This is a genomic window from Thalassobaculum sp. (assembly GCF_040219615.1).
GTDB lineage: Bacteria > Pseudomonadota > Alphaproteobacteria > Thalassobaculales > Thalassobaculaceae > Thalassobaculum_A.
This window is the reverse complement of record NZ_JAVJSE010000035.1, coordinates 1-18,166: the sequence shown is the minus strand read 5'-3', so window position 1 is coordinate 18,166 and position 18,166 is coordinate 1. Positions and strand designations below refer to the sequence as shown.

Annotated in this window: 14 protein-coding genes; 4 read left to right on the top strand and 10 right to left on the bottom strand. The window is 70.4% G+C overall.

The genetic code is table 11. From position 1 onward, the window contains the following. Window positions 1-272: 272 nt before the first annotated feature. Window positions 273-2,972: a bifunctional acetate--CoA ligase family protein/GNAT family N-acetyltransferase gene (locus RIC31_RS17960; RefSeq protein WP_350110859.1), complete on the top strand. Its 2,700-nt coding sequence runs from the start codon at window positions 273-275 to the stop codon at window positions 2,970-2,972. Window positions 2,973-3,039: 67 nt separating this feature from the next. Then, window positions 3,040-3,186, top strand: coding sequence for a hypothetical protein (locus tag RIC31_RS17955; protein ID WP_350110856.1), 147 nt, complete (start codon window positions 3,040-3,042; stop codon window positions 3,184-3,186). A 19-nt stretch (window positions 3,187-3,205) separates the two neighbouring features. Here the strand turns inward: RIC31_RS17955 and RIC31_RS17950 are convergent, their stop codons facing one another. The 10 genes from RIC31_RS17950 to mutM form a co-directional block, all read right to left on the bottom strand. Continuing rightward, on the bottom strand, window positions 3,206-3,910 hold the full coding sequence (locus tag RIC31_RS17950) for a DUF599 domain-containing protein (RefSeq protein ID WP_350110853.1): 705 nt from the start codon (window positions 3,908-3,910) through the stop codon (window positions 3,206-3,208). 91 nt (window positions 3,911-4,001) lie between these two features. Further along, window positions 4,002-5,498 (bottom strand): sensor histidine kinase, encoded by a 1,497-nt coding sequence (locus tag RIC31_RS17945; protein ID WP_350110850.1) that lies wholly within the window; start codon window positions 5,496-5,498, stop codon window positions 4,002-4,004. 212 nt (window positions 5,499-5,710) lie between these two features. Then, on the bottom strand, window positions 5,711-8,158 hold the full coding sequence (gene gyrB, locus RIC31_RS17940; RefSeq protein WP_350110847.1) for a DNA topoisomerase (ATP-hydrolyzing) subunit B: 2,448 nt from the start codon (window positions 8,156-8,158) through the stop codon (window positions 5,711-5,713). Further along, a complete protein-coding gene (gene recF, locus RIC31_RS17935) occupies window positions 8,151-9,389 on the bottom strand; it encodes a DNA replication/repair protein RecF (RefSeq protein ID WP_350110843.1) in 1,239 nt (412 codons plus the stop codon). Before recF ends, gyrB begins: the two co-directional genes overlap by 8 nt. An 8-nt stretch (window positions 9,390-9,397) precedes the next feature. Further along, window positions 9,398-10,519 carry a DNA polymerase III subunit beta gene (dnaN, locus tag RIC31_RS17930; protein WP_350110840.1) on the bottom strand — a complete coding sequence of 374 codons (1,122 nt, stop codon included), beginning with the start codon at window positions 10,517-10,519 and terminating at the stop codon, window positions 9,398-9,400. Between the two features lie 171 nt (window positions 10,520-10,690). Continuing rightward, entirely contained in the window at window positions 10,691-12,157 is a 1,467-nt protein-coding gene (gene dnaA / locus RIC31_RS17925; protein ID WP_350110837.1) for a chromosomal replication initiator protein DnaA, read from the bottom strand. Window positions 12,158-12,983: 826 nt separating this feature from the next. Then, window positions 12,984-13,250, bottom strand: a complete 267-nt coding sequence (gene rpsT / locus RIC31_RS17920; RefSeq protein WP_350110834.1) for a 30S ribosomal protein S20 — start codon at window positions 13,248-13,250, stop codon at window positions 12,984-12,986. A gap of 109 nt (window positions 13,251-13,359) precedes the next feature. Beyond that, on the bottom strand, window positions 13,360-14,136 hold the full coding sequence (locus RIC31_RS17915; protein ID WP_350110831.1) for an enoyl-CoA hydratase: 777 nt from the start codon (window positions 14,134-14,136) through the stop codon (window positions 13,360-13,362). A 58-nt stretch (window positions 14,137-14,194) separates the two neighbouring features. Continuing rightward, window positions 14,195-14,578 carry a hypothetical protein gene (locus RIC31_RS17910; RefSeq protein ID WP_350110828.1) on the bottom strand — a complete coding sequence of 128 codons (384 nt, stop codon included), beginning with the start codon at window positions 14,576-14,578 and terminating at the stop codon, window positions 14,195-14,197. Window positions 14,579-14,595: 17 nt separating this feature from the next. Next, window positions 14,596-15,426 carry a bifunctional DNA-formamidopyrimidine glycosylase/DNA-(apurinic or apyrimidinic site) lyase gene (gene mutM / locus RIC31_RS17905; RefSeq protein WP_350110825.1) on the bottom strand — a complete coding sequence of 277 codons (831 nt, stop codon included), beginning with the start codon at window positions 15,424-15,426 and terminating at the stop codon, window positions 14,596-14,598. A gap of 110 nt (window positions 15,427-15,536) precedes the next feature. Between mutM and ubiE the strand changes: the two genes are divergently transcribed. Together ubiE and ubiB are read left to right on the top strand one after the other, a co-directional pair. Further along, window positions 15,537-16,295, top strand: a complete 759-nt coding sequence (ubiE, locus tag RIC31_RS17900) for a bifunctional demethylmenaquinone methyltransferase/2-methoxy-6-polyprenyl-1,4-benzoquinol methylase UbiE (RefSeq protein ID WP_350110822.1) — start codon at window positions 15,537-15,539, stop codon at window positions 16,293-16,295. 46 nt (window positions 16,296-16,341) lie between these two features. Next, window positions 16,342-17,889, top strand: a complete 1,548-nt coding sequence (ubiB, locus tag RIC31_RS17895; protein WP_350110818.1) for a 2-polyprenylphenol 6-hydroxylase — start codon at window positions 16,342-16,344, stop codon at window positions 17,887-17,889. The last annotated feature ends 277 nt before the right edge of the window (window positions 17,890-18,166 follow it).

Here is an 18,166-nt window from a genome sequence, read left to right as displayed (position 1 = left end):
GTTCGGAAGCAGCGGCGCGATGACACGCCACTCCAGATCCGTCAGATCGTGACGACGCTTCATCATCAAGCTCCCGCAGTTTGGAAGCTTGAATCACAATCAGCCCATAACGGGAATCCCCTTTATGGGTACAGAACCTAGGCCGGTCGGCGACGCAGTGCCGGGGTTGAGATTCCGGCCGCGGACGCTCACGTTGCAGCGCAACATGTCCAGCGGCGATCCGGGCGAAGCCCCGGACGGCGCGTCATCGAGCGACTGGAAAGGGCCGGACCATGTCGATCCGCAATCTCGACCGGATGTTCCAGCCCGCCTCGGTCGCGGTGATCGGCGCCAGCAACCGCGAGCGGTCGGTCGGCCGGGTGCTGTCGCGCAACCTGCTGTCGGGCGGCTTCGAGGGTCCGGTGCTGCCGGTCAACCCGCATGCCGCGGCGATCGGTGCGACCCTCGCCTATCCCGACGTCGACGCCCTGCCCTTCGCGCCCGACCTGGCGGTGATCTGCACCCCGCCCGACACCGTGCCCGGAATCGTCGACAGCCTGGGCCGGCGCGGCACCAAGGCGGCGGTGGTGATCACCGCCGGCTTCGCGGAAACCCGCAGCGACGCCGGCCGCCAGCTCACCCAGGCGATGTTGGATGCGGCCCGGCCCCACCTGATGCGGGTGGTCGGCCCGAACTGCGTCGGCATCCTGGTCCCCGGCATCGGCCTGAACGCCAGCTTCGCCCACCTGCACCCGCGGGCCGGCGACATCGCATTCGTCAGCCAGTCCGGGGCGGTGGTCACCGCGGTGCTGGACTGGTCGACCCACCGCGACATCGGCTTCAGCCACGTCGTGTCGCTCGGCAACATGGCCGACGTCGACTTCGGCGACATGCTCGACTTCCTGATCGCCGACCCGAAGACCCGCGCGATCCTGCTCTACATCGAGTCGATCACCCACGCCCCGAAGTTCATGTCGGCGGCCCGCGCCGCCGCCCGTGCCAAGCCGGTGATCGTCGTGAAGGCCGGCCGCACCGCCGACGCGGCGCGCGCCGCCGCCTCGCATACCGGCGCGCTGGCCGGCTCGGATGCGGTCTACGACGCCGCCTTCCGGCGCGCCGGCATGCTCAGGGTATTCTCCATGGACGAGCTGTTCGACGCCGTGGAGACCCTCGCCTACGGGCCGCGCATCGTCGGCGACCGGCTGGCGATCATCAGCAACGGCGGCGGCATCGGCGTGCTGGCGACCGAGGCGCTGTCCGATTCCGGCGGCCGGCTGGCCGCACTGGCACCGGAGACCATGGCCCGGCTCGACGGCTGCCTCCCGGCCACCTGGTCGCACGGCAACCCGGTCGACATCATCGGCGACGCCCCCGGCTCGCGCTACGCCCAGGCCCTGGAGGCGGTGCTGGCGGATCCCGGCACCGACGCCGTGCTGGTGCTGAACTGCCCGACCGCGATCGCCGACAGCGGCGAGGCGGCGCGCGCCACCCTGGACCTGGTCGAGGGCGGCAGGGGCGGGGGGCGCCGGCAGCCGCCGGTGCTCACCAGCTGGCTCGGCGACGGCGCCGCCGCCGAGGCCCGCCGGCTGTTCGCGGCCGCCCGGGTCCCGACCTACGAGACCCCGGAGCAGGCGGTGCGCGGCTTCATGCACCTGGTGCGCTATCGCCGCCACCAGGCGCTGCTGATGGAGACCCCGCAGCCGCTGCACGAGTGGACGGCGCCGGCGGTCGGCGCCGCCCGGGCGGTGATCCGGGCGGTCGCCGCGGAGGGCCGGGAGATGCTGACCGGGCCGGAGGCCGAGCAGGTGCTCGAGGCCTATGGCGTGCCGGTCGCCCGGACCCTGACCGCGACGACCCCGGAGGAGGCCGGCCGGGCCGCCGAGCGGATCGGCAGCCGGGTCGCCCTGAAGATCCTCAGCCGGGCGATCAGCCACAAGTCGGACGTCGGCGGCGTGCAGCTCGGCCTGGAGGGCCGCGAACCGGTGCGGGCCGCCGCCGAGGCCATGCTGGCGACCGTCGCCGGGCGCAGCGGCGGCGCGCCGGTCGACGGCTTCGCGGTGCAGGCGATGGCGGCGATGCCGCATGCCCACGAGCTGATCGTCGGCGTGCACCGGGATCCGGTGTTCGGGCCGACCCTGCTGTTCGGCAAGGGCGGGGTCGAGGTCGAGGTGGTGCGCGACAGCGCGGTCGCCCTGCCGCCCCTGAACTCGGTCCTGGCCCAGGACCTGGTCTCCCAGACCCGGGTGTACGACCTGCTGCGCGGCTATCGCGACCGGCCGGCCGCCGACCTGGAGGCGATCCACCGGGTGCTCGAGCGGGTCGGCCAGCTGTCGCTCGACATGCCGGAGGTCGCCGAGCTCGACATCAACCCGCTGCTGGCCGGGGCGTCCGGGGTGATCGCGCTGGACGCCCGCATCCGGATCCAGCCGGCCGAGCAGGCGGCGCCGCCGGCGATCCGGCCGTATCCGGGTCACCTGGCGCACCGGGCGGTGCTCGAGGACGGCTCGACCGTCGACATCCGGCCGATCCGGCCGGAGGACGAGCCGGGGATCGCCGAAATGCTGGCGCGTTCCTCGCTCGAGGATCTGCGCCTGCGGTTCTTCGCGCCGATCAAGCAGCTGAGCCACGAGTCGGCGGCCCGCCTGACGCAGATCGACTACGGCCGCGAGATGGCGTTCGTCGCCGTCGGGGACGACGAACTGCTCGGGGTGTCGCGGCTGGCCGAGGATCCCGAGGGCGAGACCGCCGAATTCGCGGTCATGGTCCGCACCGACCGCCAGAAGCGCGGGCTGGGCGAGCGGCTGATGGCCGACCTGATCGGCTATGCCCGCGAGCGCGGTATCGCGACCCTGCACGGCTCGGTATTGACCGAGAACCGCCGGATGCTGGCGCTCTGCGAGAAGCTCGGATTCGTCCGCAAGGCGGTTCCCGACGACCCCGGCGTCGCCCATCTGGCGCTGAAACTCGGAGAGCCCACCGCAACCGCGCGTTAACCAGATGAATTGACTCGGTGTTTACGACTCCGGCGGCACAGTGGCGGCAGGCAACGAGGAGATCGCCATGACGCCGGAGACCGAACTGCCCTGCCTGGACGAGATCGTCGACCGCGCCGAGTTCGGCAGCGTGCGGGAGCCGGAGTTCAGGCTGGTCGCCGATCTGATCCGCATGACCATCCTCGGCCACGAGGCGCGCGCCGAGGCCGCCTGATCCGCCGTCTTCCAACCGCCTAGCCGAAATCCTCGATCGCCAGCGCCACATGGGCGCGTGAGCGGAATTCCCGCCGGTACAGGATCGCGACCACCCAGGCGGTCGCCGCGATCAGGCCCGCCGGATGCAGGAACCAGGCGCAGGCCGCCAGCCCGAAGTAATAGGAATGCATGCCGCCGTTGTAGTGCCGCGCGGCGAGCGTCACCAGGCGCGCCGCCACCGCCGCGCGGGACCGCGCCATGGCCGGGTCGCCGGTTCCCGGCTGCGGGATCGCGCCGAGCACGACCCCGGCGTTGTTGTGCAGCCGCATCGACCAGGCCAGCCGGAAGAAGGCGTGCATGAAGATCAGGATCATCAGCGCCACCTTGAAGCCGAACCGGTTCTGACTGGTGACCGCGAAGTAGTCGAAGCCGTTCAGCACCGCCACCACGTCGGCCGCAGCCCCGAGCACCGCCGCCAGCCCGCCGATCACGAAGATCGCGGTCGACGCCAGGAACGCCGAGTTGCCGGTCAGCGACTGCAGGATCTGGACGTCGAGGATACGGTTGTCGCGGTCGACCGCCGACGCCATCCAGCGTTCGCGCCAGACCTGCATCCGGGCCGGCAGGTTGCGGCCGCGACGGGTCGCGCGGGCGACGAAGGCCTCGTAGCCGGCCCAGGCGGTCAGGAAGATCGCGAGCGCCGCGAGGTCGAGCGCCGAGAAGATCGCCAGAATGCCGTCCATGGTCCCCGCATCGCGTGCCGGCGCCCGCTCCCGCCGCATCGGGCGCAGGATCGCAGACCCGGCGGACGACCGCCAGAGCGGCGCGCCCGGATCAGGCCCGCAGCATGGCGGGCCTGAGTTCGCCCGCGCCGGCCGTCGGTTCGGGCAGGCGATGCACTCGCGATTCCGGGAACGCCACCGTGACCCGGGTGCCGACCCCCGGCTCGCTCTCGATCCGCAGCTCGCCACGGTGCAGTTCGACGAAGCCGCGGACCAGCGACAGCCCGAGCCCGGTGCCCTGGTGGCGGCGGGCGTAGGACTGGTCGGCCTGGAAGAACGGCTCGGTGACCCGCTCCAGCAGGTGCGCCGGAATCCCGATCCCGCTGTCTTCGACCCGCAGGATCATCCCGCCGTCCGGCGCGATGGACAGCTGCACATGCACGGCCCCCCCTGGCTGGGTGAACTTCACCGCGTTGGACAGCAGGTTCAGCATGATCTGGCGGAACAGCCGCTGGTCGGCAAACAGCCCGACACCTTGGATGCCTTCCTGCAGGACCAGCCGCACGCCGGCCTCATTGCTGGCCGACTCGACCATCCGGACCGCCGATCTCAGTGCGACCGCCGGATCGAAGGTCTCCTCCAGGAGATCGAGCCGATGCGCATCCATGCGCGCCATGTCGAGCAGGTCGTTCAGCACCGACAGCAGGTGTATGGCGCTCTCATGGATGTCGTGGGCATAGCCGTGGTAGCGCGCCGGCATCGGTCCGAACAGCTGCCGGTCCTGGATCTCGGCGAACCCGATGATGGCGTTCAGCGGGGTTCGAAGTTCATGGCTCATGGTCGCCAGGAAGTTCGACTTGGCGTGGTTGGCCTCCTCGGCGGCCCACCGCGCCGCTTCCTGATCGCGCGCCCGGCGGGCGCTGCGCAACACCTCGATGCCGAGGAAGATCGCCAGAACCGCGACCACCGCCAGCATCGCCCACTGGTACAGCGCTGCGCGCCGGTAGCCTTCGCGGATCCGCTCGGCGAGCCGGCGGAAGTGACCGCCGTTGTAGACCTCCATGGTCAGGGTCCGGATCGGCTCGCGCCACTGGGTGAGGGCCGCGCGGATCCGCTGGTAGCGACCGCGGTCGCCGGCGACCAGGGCGTTCAGATCCGGCTCGACCGCCGCGAGCGTGCCGGAGAAATCCTCGAACAGGCGCGCGGCCCCCTCGATGGAGCGCACCTCGGCGGTCTCCTCGGCCCGGAGCAGGATCGGCAGCCGGCTCCAGAGGATGTCGAACCGGAGGGCGACGCCGTCGGCGTCGGCATCCGGCGCACCGAGCAGGTGACGATCGAGGGCGTTGAGGAAGCGCTCGAGTTCGAACTCGAGCTGCGAGACCGCCCAGTTGTTGGTGGTCAGCAGGTAGTTGTAGCCGGCGCGTTCGCGGCGCAGTTCGGTCTCCTGCAGGGTCAGCAGCGTCAGGAAGACGACCGCGAGCCCGACCACCGCCGCGATCCGGCAGCGTGCGTGGCCGGAATACCGGACGACACCGGACAGCAGGCGGCTGCTCGAAACGGCCGGCCGCCCGAACCCACCCGGCTTCGCGCCTGTGAAGCGCAGATCCAAGAACTCACCTCCGGGCCTGCGAGGCCCCCGAATGCCGATTGCGCGCCCGGTCAACCGGCACTGCCAGGAGCGCGCCCGGAGGGGCGCAGTCGATCGCAGGCATCGGGGGACCGGGCGGAACGGGCGCAGCGGGCCGCGGCCCGACCTGCATCCGTCGGGCCGGTGAATACCCGAGGGCGACTTAACAGAAGGTTACGAGATACCGCGGATCGCTAGACGTCGAGATTGGCGACCTTCAGGGCGTTCTGCTGGATGAACTCGCGGCGCGGCTCGACCACGTCGCCCATCAGGGTGGAGAACACCTCCTGGGCCTCGTCGGCGTGGGCGACCTTGACCTGCAGCAGGGTCCGGCGGTCGGGGTCCAGGGTGGTCTCCCAGAGCTGTTCCGGGTTCATCTCGCCGAGGCCCTTGTAGCGGTTCACCGTCAGCCCCTTGCGGCCGATCGCGAACACCGCCTCGATCAGCCCGACCGGCCCGTGCACCGTGCGCGGGCCGTCCTTGCCCTCCAGGGTCGCCTGCTTGCCGAACAGGTCCTGCAGTTCGGCGGCGCGCTCGTCCAGGGCGCGGGCCTCCGGGGTCTTCAGGAAGGCGCCGTCCAGGCGATAGCGCTCGGTGACCCCGCGCATCTCGCGCTCGAACACCAGGGCCGGGCCGGTCTCGGTCTCCTCGAACCGGCCGGTCCAGCCGCGCTCGTGCTCCTCGTACAGGGCGTCGAGCCGGCGCGCCAGATACTCGGCGGCCTGCCCGGCGGTCTCCGGGTCGCCCAGCAGGCCGGTCCCGAGAGCGCCGGCGACGGCGGCCTGCTCGACCACCACCGGGCTGCCGAGCCGGCGGGCCAGCGGCTCCATGAGCTGCTTGGCCTGGCGGGCCCGCTCGGCCTGGGCCGCCAGGTCGACGCCGGCGATCTGCGCACCCGAGGCCAGGGTCAGAATCGCGCCCTTGGTGCCCTCGTCGATCAGGAAGCGTTCCAGCGCCCGGTCGTCCTTGAGGTAGGTCTCCTCGCTGCCGCGCTTGACCCGGTAGAGCGGCGGCTGGGCGATGTACAGGTAGCCGTGGTCCAGCAGTTCCGGCATCTGCCGGAAGAAGAAGGTCAGCAGCAGGGTCCGGATGTGGCTGCCGTCCACGTCGGCGTCCGTCATGATGATGATCCGGTGGTAGCGGAGCTTCGAGAGGTCGAACTCCTCCGGACCGATGCTGGTACCGAGCGCCGCGATCAGGGTGCCGATCTCCTGGCTCGACAGCATCTTGTCGAAGCGGGCCCGCTCGACGTTCAGGATCTTGCCGCGCAGCGGCAGGATCGCCTGGCTCTTGCGGTTGCGGCCCTGCTTGGCGGAGCCGCCGGCGCTGTCGCCCTCGACCAGGAACAGCTCGGCCTTGGCCGGGTCGCGCTCCTGGCAGTCGGCCAGCTTGCCCGGCAGGTTGGCGATGTCGAGCGCGCCTTTGCGCCGGGTCAGCTCGCGCGCCTTGCGGGCGGCCTCGCGGGCGGCCGCCGCCTCATAGGCCTTGGCGACCACCTTGCGGGCGTCCGCCGGGTGCTCGTCGAACCACTGGTCGAGCTTGTCGGCGACGATGCTCTCGACCACCGGCTTGACCTCGGACGACACCAGCTTGTCCTTGGTCTGGGACGAGAACTTCGGGTCCGGCACCTTGACAGAGAGCACGCAGGTCAGTCCTTCCCGGGCGTCGTCGCCGGACAGGCTGACCTTCTCCTTCTTGGCGATCCCCGAGGCCTGGGCGTAGTTGTTGACCTGCCGGGTCAGGGCGGCCCGGAAGCCGGCCAGGTGGGTGCCACCGTCCTTCTGCGGGATGTTGTTCGTGAAGCACAGCATGGTCTCGTGGTAGGAGTCGGTCCACTCCATCGCCACCTCGACCGTGATTCCGTCGCGCTCGCCGACCATCATCAGCGGCGCGTGCAGGGCGTGCCGGGCCCGGTCGATGTACTTCACGAAGGCTTCCAGCCCGCCCTCGTAGAACAACTCCACGGTCTTCGACTCGGCGGTGCGATCGTCGGTCAGCACGATCCGCACGCCCGAGTTCAGGAACGCCAGTTCGCGCAGCCGATGCTCCAGGGTCGCGAAGTCGAACTCGACCATGGTGAAGGTGCCCTTCGACGGCTTGAAGGTCACCTCGGTGCCGGACTGCTCGGACGGCCCGACCACCGCCAGGTCCTCCTCCGGCACGCCGTGGCGGAACCGCATGAAGTGCTCCTTGCCGCCGCGCCAGATCCGCAGGTCCAGGGTCTCGGACAGTGCGTTCACCACCGAGACGCCGACCCCGTGCAGGCCGCCCGACACCTTGTAGGAGTTCTGGTCGAACTTACCGCCGGCGTGCAGCTGGGTCATGATGACCTGGGCGGCCGACACCCCCTCCTCGCGGTGGATGTCGACCGGGATGCCGCGGCCGTTGTCGGAAACGGTGACAGACCCGTCGCCGTTCAGGGTGACCCGGACCGCGTCGCACCAGCCGGCCAGCGCCTCGTCGATGGCGTTGTCGACCACCTCATAGACCATGTGGTGCAGGCCGGAGCCGTCGTCGGTGTCGCCGATATACATGCCGGGCCGCTTGCGCACGGCGTCCAGCCCGCGCAGCACCTTGATGGACTCGGCGTCATAGCCGCTGGATCCACCGTTCCCGTCCTCGGGAAGGATCTCGTCAGCCATTCGATGTCTCTCCTCGGAATCCGATGGTGCCGGCCGGCGCCAGGCGCCCGTCGGTCACCTCTACAATCTGGGCCCGGTCGGCGATCGGGGCGAACACGCCACGGTCGGTACCGGTCAGCCATGCCTGCCCCCCGAGCGCCAGCACGGCCTCGAACAGTGCGGCCCGGCGGCGGTCGTCGAGATGGGCGGCGACCTCGTCGAGCAGCAGGATCGGCGCGGCGCCCTCGTCGACCGCCTGCAGCCGGGCGTGGGCCAGCACGATGCCGACCAGCAGCGCCTTCTGCTCGCCGGTCGAGCAGCGCTCGGCCGGCATGTCCTTCGGAACGTGCCGGACCGCGAGGTCGCTGCGATGCGGACCCTCGGCCTCGGGCGAGCCCATACCGGCGCCGGACGGCCGGCGACCGGCCGCCAGGGTGGCGCGCAGCCGGTCCTCGACGTCGAGCGCCGGGGCCTCCTGGAGCCACCGGTCGACGGTACCGTCGAGGGCCAGGGAAGCGGCCGGGAACGGCTCGGCGGTGGCGGCGCAGACCCGGTTCAGCCGGGCCACCAGGGCGGCGCGGGCGGCAGCGACGGCCACCCCGGTCGCCGCCAGAGTCTCCTCCAGCGCCGCGTACCAGGCGGAATCGCGCACCCCGTCCCTGATCAGGCGGTTGCGCTCGCGCCAGGCATGCTCGTAACCGTTGACCCGGGTCGAGTGCTCCGGGTCGAAGGCGAAGACCAGACGGTCCAGGAACCGGCGCCGGCCCGACGCCCCGTCCATGAACAGCCGGTCCATGGCCGGGGTCAGCCAGGACACCGTGACGTGGTCGGCGAGGACCGCCTGGCTCTTCGCCGGCACGCCGTCGATCCGGACCAGCCGGCGCTCGCCCTCGGCCTCGGGATCGCGGCCGGTGCCGATGGCGGTCGCCCCCAGCTTGCCCTCGATCCGGGCCGCCACCGCCCACGCGGTCGCGGCGGTCGGCGGCGAGGCGTCGCCCGGTACCACCCGGTCGACCTCGGACAGCCGGGCCCGCCTGAGGCCGCGTCCGGGGGCCAGGAACGACACCGCCTCCAGCAGGTTGGTCTTGCCGGCACCGTTCGGTCCGGCCAGCACCACCGCCGGCCCGTCGACCTCGAGGGTCGCGGACGCGTAGTTCCGGAACCGCGTCAGGCTGAGCCGGCGCACGGCGAGCCGGCGCGGCGCCGGAGTCTGGCCCGCCGACGGATCGACCATGAGAGGTTGGGCGCTCACGCGGCCGGTCACACCCGCATCGGCATGAGGACGTAGAGCGCGCCGTCGTCGCTCTCGTCGGTCACCACGGTCGGCGACGCGGCGTCGGCCATGGCGAACACCGCCTTGCTGCCGTTGTCGATCTGGTCGGCGATGTCCAGCAGGTAGCGGGAGTTGAAGCCGATCTCGATCGGCGAGGCGCCGTAGTCGACGTCGACCTCTTCGGTCGCCTGGGCGTTGTCCGGGCTGTTCGCCGACAGGGTGAGCGTCCCGCTCGCCAGGCTCAGCTTCACCGACCGCGACTTCTCCGTGGAGATCGTCGCGACCCGGTCGACCGCGCGCTTGAAGCTCGAGCTCTCGACCCGCATCAGCTTGTCGTTGCCGGCCGGGATCACCCGCTCGTAGTCCGGGAAGGTCCCGTCGATCAGCTTGGTGGTCAGGACCGTGGTCTCGAAGGCGACCCGCAGCTTGTTGTCGTTCAGCGAGACCTGCACGTCGCCGTCGGTCTCCTCGATCAGCTTGCGGATCTCCTGCACCGCCTTGCGCGGCACGATCACCGAGGGCATGCCGGCGGCGCCCGAGGGCAACGGCATCTGCACCCGCGCCAGCCGGTGGCCGTCGGTCGCGACGGCGCGCAGCACCGGCATCTCGCCGGCCTTGGTCTCGTGCAGGTAGATGCCGTTCAGGTAGTAGCGGGTCTCCTCGGTGGAGATCGCGAACCGGGTACGGTCGATCAGGGTCTTGGCGTCGGCCGCCGACAGCACGAAGCCGATCGGCAGGGTGTCGCCGGACAGCGCCGGGAATTCCTCTACCGGCAGGGTCGGCAGCGAGAAGTTGGAACGCCCGGCGCGGATCGACATGCGACCGCTGTCGCCGTTCGCAACCAGTTCGACCTCGGAGCCGTCCGGCAGCTTGCGGACGATCTCGTACAGGGTGTGCGCCGGCACCGTGGTCTGGCCCGGCTGGTCGACCGAGCAGCCGACGCTCTCGACCACGTCGAGGTCCATGTCGGTAGCGGTCAGCGACAACGTCCCGTCGCCGGCTCGGAGCAGCACGTTGGCCAGGATCGGGATCGTGTTGCGGCGCTCGACGACGCTCTGGACATGGGCGAGCGGCTTCAGCAGGGCCGCGCGGTCGATGGTGATCTTCATGGGGCTCGCTCGGGCCTTTCGGATGGTCTCGGGGACGCCGCCGCCGCCCTGTGGAGGCGGCGGACCGGCGTACCCGTCGGTGGGCGAATCATCACGCCGTTTATAGCATGAAACGCCCGCCGTTGGGCCAGATTTACCGCTGTCGGAACCGGCGGCCCCGATGCCGATCCGTCAGCTCTCGAGCATGCGGCGGAGCATGTCGACATCCTCGTCGAAATGCCGGTCCGCCGCCCGCAGTTCGTCGACCTTCTTGACCGCGTGCATGACGGTGGTGTGGTCGCGCCCGCCGAACTTGCGGCCGATCTCCGGCAGCGACCGCTGGGTCAGCTGCTTGGCGAGATACATGGCGATCTGCCGCGGCCGGGCGATCGACCGCGACCGCCGGGCCGAGTGCATGTCGGCGATGCGGATGTTGAAGTGCGAGGCGACCTTGCGCTGGATCTCCTCGATGGTGATCCGCCGGTCGTTGGCCTTCAGCAGGTCGTGCAGGACCTCCTGGGTGGTCTCCAGGGTGACGGCGCGGCCGACCAGGTCCGAGTGCGCGACGATGCGGTTCAGGGCACCCTCCAGCTCACGGACGTTGGAGGAGATCTTGTGGGCCAGGAACTCCAGCACCTTCGGCGGGATCGAGGTCTCCACCCTCTCGGCCTTGGACTGCAGGATCCCGAGCCGGAGTTCGTAGGTGGTCGGATGGATGTCCGCGACCAGCCCCCAGCCGAGCCGCGAGCGCAGCCGCTCCTCCAGCCCGTCCAGGTCGTTCGGCGACTTGTCGGCGGAGATGATGACCTGGCGGTTCTGGTCGACCAGGGCGTTGAAGGTGTGGAAGAACTCCTCCTGGGTGGAATCCTTGCCGCTGATGAACTGGACGTCGTCGATCATCAGCACGTCGACCGAGCGGAACAGGTCCTTGAACGCCACGGTGTCCTTGAACCGCAGCGCCCGGATGAACTGGTACATGAACTTCTCGGCGGACATGTACAGCACCCGGCGCTGCGGATGCTTCTCCCGCAGGTTCCAGGCGATGGCGTGCATCAGATGGGTCTTGCCGAGCCCGACGCCGCCGTACAGGAACAGCGGATTGAACGGCACCGTCTCGCTTTCCGCGACCCGGCGGGCCGCTGCGAAGGCCAGTTCGTTCGGCTTGCCGACCACGAAGTTCGAGAAGGTGAAGCGCTGGTCGAGCGGCGCGCTCAGCGCCTCCGTCGTCTCGAGCATGCGCATCTCGGCCGGGCGGAGCATCATCGGTGCCGCCAGAACCACAGGCTCGTCGTCGGCCGGCGGCCGCGCAAGCGCCTGGGCGGAAGCCGCCTGCTGGGCCGTGGCCGCGACCCGGCGCGAGGACGACACCCCGGCCTCGGCCTCGGCGGTGGCGCCGGACGACACCACGACCTCGACCACCTGGACCGCCGCCAGCTCGTCGCTCCACAGGGCCCGCAGCCGGTCACCGTATTGATTGGTCACCCGGTCGCGCACCACGCGGCTCGGCACCGACAGCACCACCGTGTGGCCGTCCCGCCGCACCAGCGTCAACGACCGCAGCCAGCTCCGATAGACGGTCTCGCCGCATTCCGCACGCAAACGCCCCCGCACCCGCGCCCATCGGGCCGCGAGTTCGCCCCCGCCATCGCGATCAAGCATCCCACGTGCCTCCCCTTCGGGTCAGCGCGGCAGAGCCTGCCGCACCACTTTGGTTCCGCACGTCCCCCGTTTGGCTCCCCAGGCCGATTCTTCCAGTCACGACTTGCCCCTCGCGTCTCCGGGCGCTCGCCCGCTCCTTGGTCCCGTCGGCCTGGCACCCGGCACGAACCCCCCAGTTCGACGCCGAGTCGTGTCGAAATCTCGCCCATCCGAAGCGGCCACTGCCGCTTCGCCCCGTCAGCTTCGGCACTTGAAACAGATAAGTGCCTGCATGCAGACGTTTCCCAGACCATCGAAAGAATTAACGCAATTCCGAAATACTTATTACTGCAGTTTTTCCTTGTCGACTTGCAGTAACCATCGGTTTGCGCCAAGGCCGGTAAATTACTCGCCCCCCCTGACGGACGCAACCGACTCGGTCATATGATGACGAAATTTTTTCGGTGTGATCGGTCGAATCGCAAGTTGACTTATACGGATCAAACTCGATTCAACACTTTGCAACTCGTCCTTGAACCGATGTCGAGCGAACCGCCACAACCCTTTAAGCGACGGCGAAACGAGTTCGCCGACAGCGACTTAGCCTCTGTCACATTTTCGCAGCATCGGTTTCCGGCACCGGACGGTCGCGGCACGGCGACGTCGTCCGATACGCCCGGGGGATGTTCGGGGGACATGGCCGGGTGCCGGCGGCGCGGCGGCGAAGGCGGGTCCGGGTCACCGGACGGACGGCCGCGCGGCCCCGTGGTCCGGACACACGAAAGGGCCGCCGGATACCGACGGCCCTCGCATCCCGATCCACTCGGCGGCCGGAGCCGCCGGGCCCTCAGGCGCCGAGCGACTTGATCCGCGTGTTCAGGCGCGACAGCTTGCGCGCCACCGTGTTGCGGTGCAGGACGCCCTTGGACACGCCACGGTGCATCTCCGGCTGCGCCTCCGCGAACGCCGACTTCGCAGCCGTCTGGTCGCCGGACGCGATCGCCTTCTCGACCTTCTTCACGAAGGTGCGGATACGCGAGATGCGTGCGTGGTTGATCTCGAAACGGTGCGCATTGCGACGAATGCGCTTCTTGGCCGACTTGTGATGCGCCATGTTATCTCTCGAATGGCCGGCGATACGCGGAAGGCGCGCCTTATAGCGCCGCGCCCGATCCGCGTCAACCGTGGTGGACGGCCCCTGCGGGCCTGGGGAAATCGACGGTTCAGCTGTTCTTGAAGGCCGGCTGCCGTTTCTCGACGAAAGCGGCCATGCCTTCCTTCTGGTCCTCGGTCGCGAAGGTCGAGTGGAACAGCCGGCGCTCGAAGCGCACGCCCTCGTTCAGCGTGGTCTCGTAGGCGCGGTTGACCGCCTCCTTGGCCATCATGACCATCGGCCGCGACATGTCGGCGATCCGGTCGGCGACCTTCATGACCTCGTCGATCAGCTCGGCGGCCGGCACGACCCGGCTGACCAGCCCGGCGCGCTCGGCCTCCCGGGCGTCCATCATCCGGCCGGTCAGGCACATGTCCATGGCCTTCGACTTGCCGACGAAGCGGGTCAGCCGCTGGGTGCCGCCGGAACCCGGGATGGTGCCGATGGTGATCTCCGGCTGGCCGAACTTGGCGGTGTCGGCGGCGATGATGAAGTCGCACATCATCGCGAGCTCGCAGCCGCCGCCCAGCGCGTAGCCGGCAACCGCCGCCACCACCGGCTTGCGGACCCGGGTGATGTGCTCCCAGCGCGCGGTGATGAAGTCCTCCTTGTAGACGTCCATGTAGGACTTTTCCTGCATCTCCTTGATGTCGGCGCCGGCCGCGAACGCCTTCTCGCTGCCGGTGATCACCAGGCAGCCGACCGCGTCGTCGGCCTCGAGCTCGTCGAGGCCGCGGGCCAGTTCGTCCATCAGGACCGACGACAGGGCGTTCAGCGCCTTCGGACGGTTCAGCGTGATCACGCCGACCTTGCCGCGGCGCTCCACCAGGATCGTCTCGTAAGCCATCGTTGGTGCTCCTCTCCAGAGCCGCCGTCGGCGGCCGGATTCAGGGACAATCGAATTCTCAGCGGGGCGCGAGCTCGAAACGGACGACCAGCCCGTTCCCCTCGACCACCGTATCCAGCGTCAGAACCTCTCCCTCCCGCAGCCACCGGTCCGCCCCCTCGGGCTTCCAGCCGAGCTGCGGAAGCGTCTCGGTATAGAAGGCGCGCACGGCAGGCATGCGCACCGCGCCTTCGGCGAAGGCGACCACGATACGGCCGACCGCGGCATCGAAGCTCACGCTGGCGGCCGGGACGTTGCGCAGTCCCGGCATCAGCGGAAGATCCTCGAATCCATCGACGAAGGCGTCCGCGCGGACAGGCGCGGGCGCCGCTCCCCACAGCAGGCCGACCCCGATGATCACGGGGCCGACGAGGCGCGCAAGGAGCCGGTGCGGCATGCTCATGGCCCGGGGCTTCTACCTCACCGCTGACAGGACGGACAATAGAAAGTCGACCGACCGGTCTGGACCAGGCGCTTCACGCTGCCCCGGCAGCCCTCGGTCGGGCACGGCTCGGCCTCGCGGTCGTAGACCCGGAAGGTGTGCTGGAAGTAGCCGAGCTCGCCCGAGGTCTGGCGGTGGTCGCGCAGCGACGAGCCGCCGGCGGCGATGGCGTCCCGCAGAACCGATCCGACCGCGTCGGCCAGGGCCTGGGCGCGGCCGCCGCGCACGTTCAGCGCCAGCCGTTTCGGGGAGATGCCGGCGCGGTGCAGGGCCTCGCAGGCGTAGATGTTGCCGATCCCGGCGACCACCCGCTGGTCCAGCAGGGCGGCCTTGATCGGGGTGTGCCGGCCCTCCAGGGCGGCCTCCAGGGCCGGCCCGGAGAATGCGTTGCCGAGCGGCTCCGGCCCGATACCGGCCAGCAGGCGGTGGTTCTCCACGTCGGCGGTCGGCCACAGGTCCATCATCCCGAACCGCCGGGCGTCGTTGAACCGCAGCCACCAGCCCTGGTCGGTGCGCAGCACCACGTGGTCGTGCTTCTCCAGCACCGGGTCGCCGCCGTTCGACAGCAGCATCCGCCCCGACATGCCGAGATGGATCAGCCAGCTGGTGGCGTCGTCCAGGTCGACCAGGATGTACTTGGCGCGCCGGCGCAGCCCGACCACCCGGCGGCCGGTCAGCCGCTCGGCGAAATCCCGCGGCAGCGGCCAGCGCAGGTCGGGCCGGCGCGCCTCCACATGGGCCAGCACCCGGCCCTCCAGCCGCGGCGCCAGGCCGCGCATCACCGTCTCGACTTCGGGTAGCTCGGGCATGCGCGGACGGTATCGCTTGATTCGACGGGCGCCAAGCGACTTGATAGGCGCCGCCGGGCGCCCGACATGCCCGGTTCCGGCGCCCCGGAAGGCGGCATGAACGAGGCGACATGAACGACGACCGCAAGATCCGCGACGGCGTCACCGACTTCGGCTTCGACGAGGTGCCGGTGGCCGAGAAGGCCGCCCGGGTGCGCGACGTCTTCGACTCGGTGGCCCGCAACTACGACCGCATGAACGACCTGATGAGCCTGGGGGTCCACCGGATCTGGAAGGACGCGCTGATGGACTGGCTGCTGCCGCGTCCGTCCCAGCGCCTGCTGGACGTGGCCGGCGGCACCGGCGACATCGCCCGGCGCTGGCGCAGGCGCGGCGGCGGGCCGGTCACGGTCTGCGACATCAACGCCGAGATGATCGGCGTCGGCCGCGACCGCCTCGCCCAGGCCGGCGGGGATGCCGGAATCGACTGGGTGGTCGGCGACGCCGAGGCCCTGCCGCTGGCCGACCGCTCGGTCGAGCGGGTCACCATCGCCTTCGGGCTGCGCAACGTCACCCGGATCGACGCCGCGCTGGCCGAGATGCGGCGGGTGCTGAAGCCGGGCGGCCGGTTCCTGTGCCTGGAGTTCTCGCGGCCGACCCAGCCCTGGCTGGACCCGGTCTACGACGCCTATTCGTTCCGGGTGCTGCCCTGGCTCGGCCGGGTGGTCGCCAAGGACGAGGACGCCTACCGCTACCTGGCCGAGAGCATCCGCCGGTTCCCCGACCAGCAGGAGCTGTGCGAGCGCATGCGCCGGGCCGGCTTCGAGAAGGTGGCGTGGCGCAACCTGTCGGCCGGCATCGCCGCCATCCATTCCGGCTGGCGGCTCTAGGCATGCCGGGCTGATCCCATGCGACGCGCGCCATGATCCGGTCCCCATGATCCGCTCGTTGCGCAATCTGTTCCGGTTGATCCGGATCGCCTGGATCATGGCCCGGCACGGGGTGCTGGAGCCGCTGGAGACGGTCGCCGAGGCCCCGGCTCTCGCCCTGTTCGCGCGGCTCGCCCGCCGGCTCAGCGACCGGCGGGTGACCGGCCGCTGGGGCCAGCGGCTGGCCGCCGCCCTGGTGGCGCTGGGGCCGAGCTTCATCAAGTTCGGGCAGTCGCTGGCGACCCGCGCCGACCTGATCGGCGACCAGGCCTCGGCCGACCTCACCATGCTGCAGGACCGGCTGCCGCCGTTCGACCCGGCGGTCGCCCGGGCCGCCGTCGAGCACGAGTTGGGCGCCCCGGTCGACACCCTGTTCGCGCGCTTCGACGCCGCCCCGGTGGCGGCCGCCTCGATCGCCCAGGTGCACCGGGCCCGCACCGCCGACGGCCGTGAGGTGGCGGTCAAGATCCTGCGCCCCGGCATCGAGGCGGCGGTGGCGCGCGACCTGGACCTGTTCGAGTGGATCGCCGAGACCGTCGAGCGCGCCCTGCCCTGGACCGAGCGGCTGCGGCCGGTCGAGACCGTGCGGGTGTTCCGCGAGACCGTCGAGATCGAGCTCGACCTGCGCTACGAGGCGGCGGCGGCGGCCGAGCTGTCGGAGAACTTCCAGGGCAGCCCTGACTTCCGGGTCGCCTCGGTCGACTGGGACCGGACCACCCGGCGGCTGCTGACCACCGCCTGGGTCGAGGGCTGCCGGATCGACGACCTGGCCTCGCTGGACGCCTACGGCCTGGACCCGACCGACCTGCTGGCCAAGGCCGCCGGGGTGTTCTTCAACCAGGTGTTCCGCGACGGCTTCTTCCACGCCGACATGCACCCCGGCAACATGCTGGTGGAGCCGGACGGAACCCTGGTGCCGGTCGACTTCGGCATCATGGGGCGGGTCGACCTGGCCACCCGCTTCTACCTGGCCGACACCCTGACCGGGTTCCTGAACGGCGACTGGCGGGCGGTCGCCGAGATCCACTTCCGCATGGGCTTCGTGCCGGCCGACAAGTCGATCGACCTGTTCACCCAGGCCTGCCGGTCGATCGGCGAGCCGCTGATGGACAAGCCGCTGCACGAGGTCTCGGTCGCCCGGCTGCTCGGCCAGGTGCTGCGGATCGCCGAGACCTTCGAGATGCGCGCCCAGCCGCAGCTGCTGCTGCTGCACAAGACCATGGTGGTGTCCGAGGGGGTCGGGCGGAAGCTGAACCCCGACGTCAACATGTGGGCGCTGGCCCGGCCGCTGATCGAGCGGTGGATGATCGAGAACCGCGGCCCCGAGGCGCTGCTGGCGCGCGGCGCCGACGACATCATGCGGGCACTGACCCGGCTGCCGGCCCTGGTGCGGGCCGCCGACCGGATGATGCAGCACCTGGACGAGGGCGGCATCAAGGTCCACCCGGAGACCCTGAAGATCCACGCCGAGCTCAACGCGCCGGCCCGGTTCTCGGCCTGGTCGATCTGGCTGGCGATCGGTGCCGGCCTGCTGGTCGGGCTGCTGATCGGATAGCGGCGGGACGCGCGTCGCAGGGTGGGTTCCGGCTCGGCCGCGCCGAGGGCGGCGCGCCCGCCCGGAATGACGACATTTTTACGTTCGTCATTCCGGACCGGATCGCCGGAGGCGGGACGGATCCGGAACCCACGGAGCGACCTACGGTGTTCACACATCGCGAAAACGTCAGCTTCTTGAAGTATTTGGCAGTGCCCGTCACGCAGTGGATCCCGGAGCCGGCTGCTCGCGCAGCCCCTCCGGGATGACGAAGTGAGGGGTGGATCCGGGAGGGAAG

What these genes read in the sequence shown, in the direction of transcription:
- RIC31_RS17960 (WP_350110859.1), top strand. Translation starts at nt 273, where the DNA reads ATGTCGATCCGCAATCTCGACCGGATGTTCCAGCCCGCCTCGGTCGCG.
- RIC31_RS17955 (WP_350110856.1), top strand. Translation starts at nt 3,040, where the DNA reads ATGACGCCGGAGACCGAACTGCCCTGCCTGGACGAGATCGTCGACCGC.
- RIC31_RS17950 (WP_350110853.1), bottom strand. Translation starts at nt 3,910, where the DNA reads ATGGACGGCATTCTGGCGATCTTCTCGGCGCTCGACCTCGCGGCGCTC.
- gyrB (WP_350110847.1), bottom strand. Translation starts at nt 8,158, where the DNA reads ATGGCTGACGAGATCCTTCCCGAGGACGGGAACGGTGGATCCAGCGGC.
- dnaN (WP_350110840.1), bottom strand. Translation starts at nt 10,519, where the DNA reads ATGAAGATCACCATCGACCGCGCGGCCCTGCTGAAGCCGCTCGCCCAT.
- dnaA (WP_350110837.1), bottom strand. Translation starts at nt 12,157, where the DNA reads ATGCTTGATCGCGATGGCGGGGGCGAACTCGCGGCCCGATGGGCGCGG.
- rpsT (WP_350110834.1), bottom strand. Translation starts at nt 13,250, where the DNA reads ATGGCGCATCACAAGTCGGCCAAGAAGCGCATTCGTCGCAATGCGCAC.
- RIC31_RS17915 (WP_350110831.1), bottom strand. Translation starts at nt 14,136, where the DNA reads ATGGCTTACGAGACGATCCTGGTGGAGCGCCGCGGCAAGGTCGGCGTG.
- RIC31_RS17910 (WP_350110828.1), bottom strand. Translation starts at nt 14,578, where the DNA reads ATGAGCATGCCGCACCGGCTCCTTGCGCGCCTCGTCGGCCCCGTGATC.
- mutM (WP_350110825.1), bottom strand. Translation starts at nt 15,426, where the DNA reads ATGCCCGAGCTACCCGAAGTCGAGACGGTGATGCGCGGCCTGGCGCCG.
- ubiE (WP_350110822.1), top strand. Translation starts at nt 15,537, where the DNA reads ATGAACGACGACCGCAAGATCCGCGACGGCGTCACCGACTTCGGCTTC.
- ubiB (WP_350110818.1), top strand. Translation starts at nt 16,342, where the DNA reads ATGATCCGCTCGTTGCGCAATCTGTTCCGGTTGATCCGGATCGCCTGG.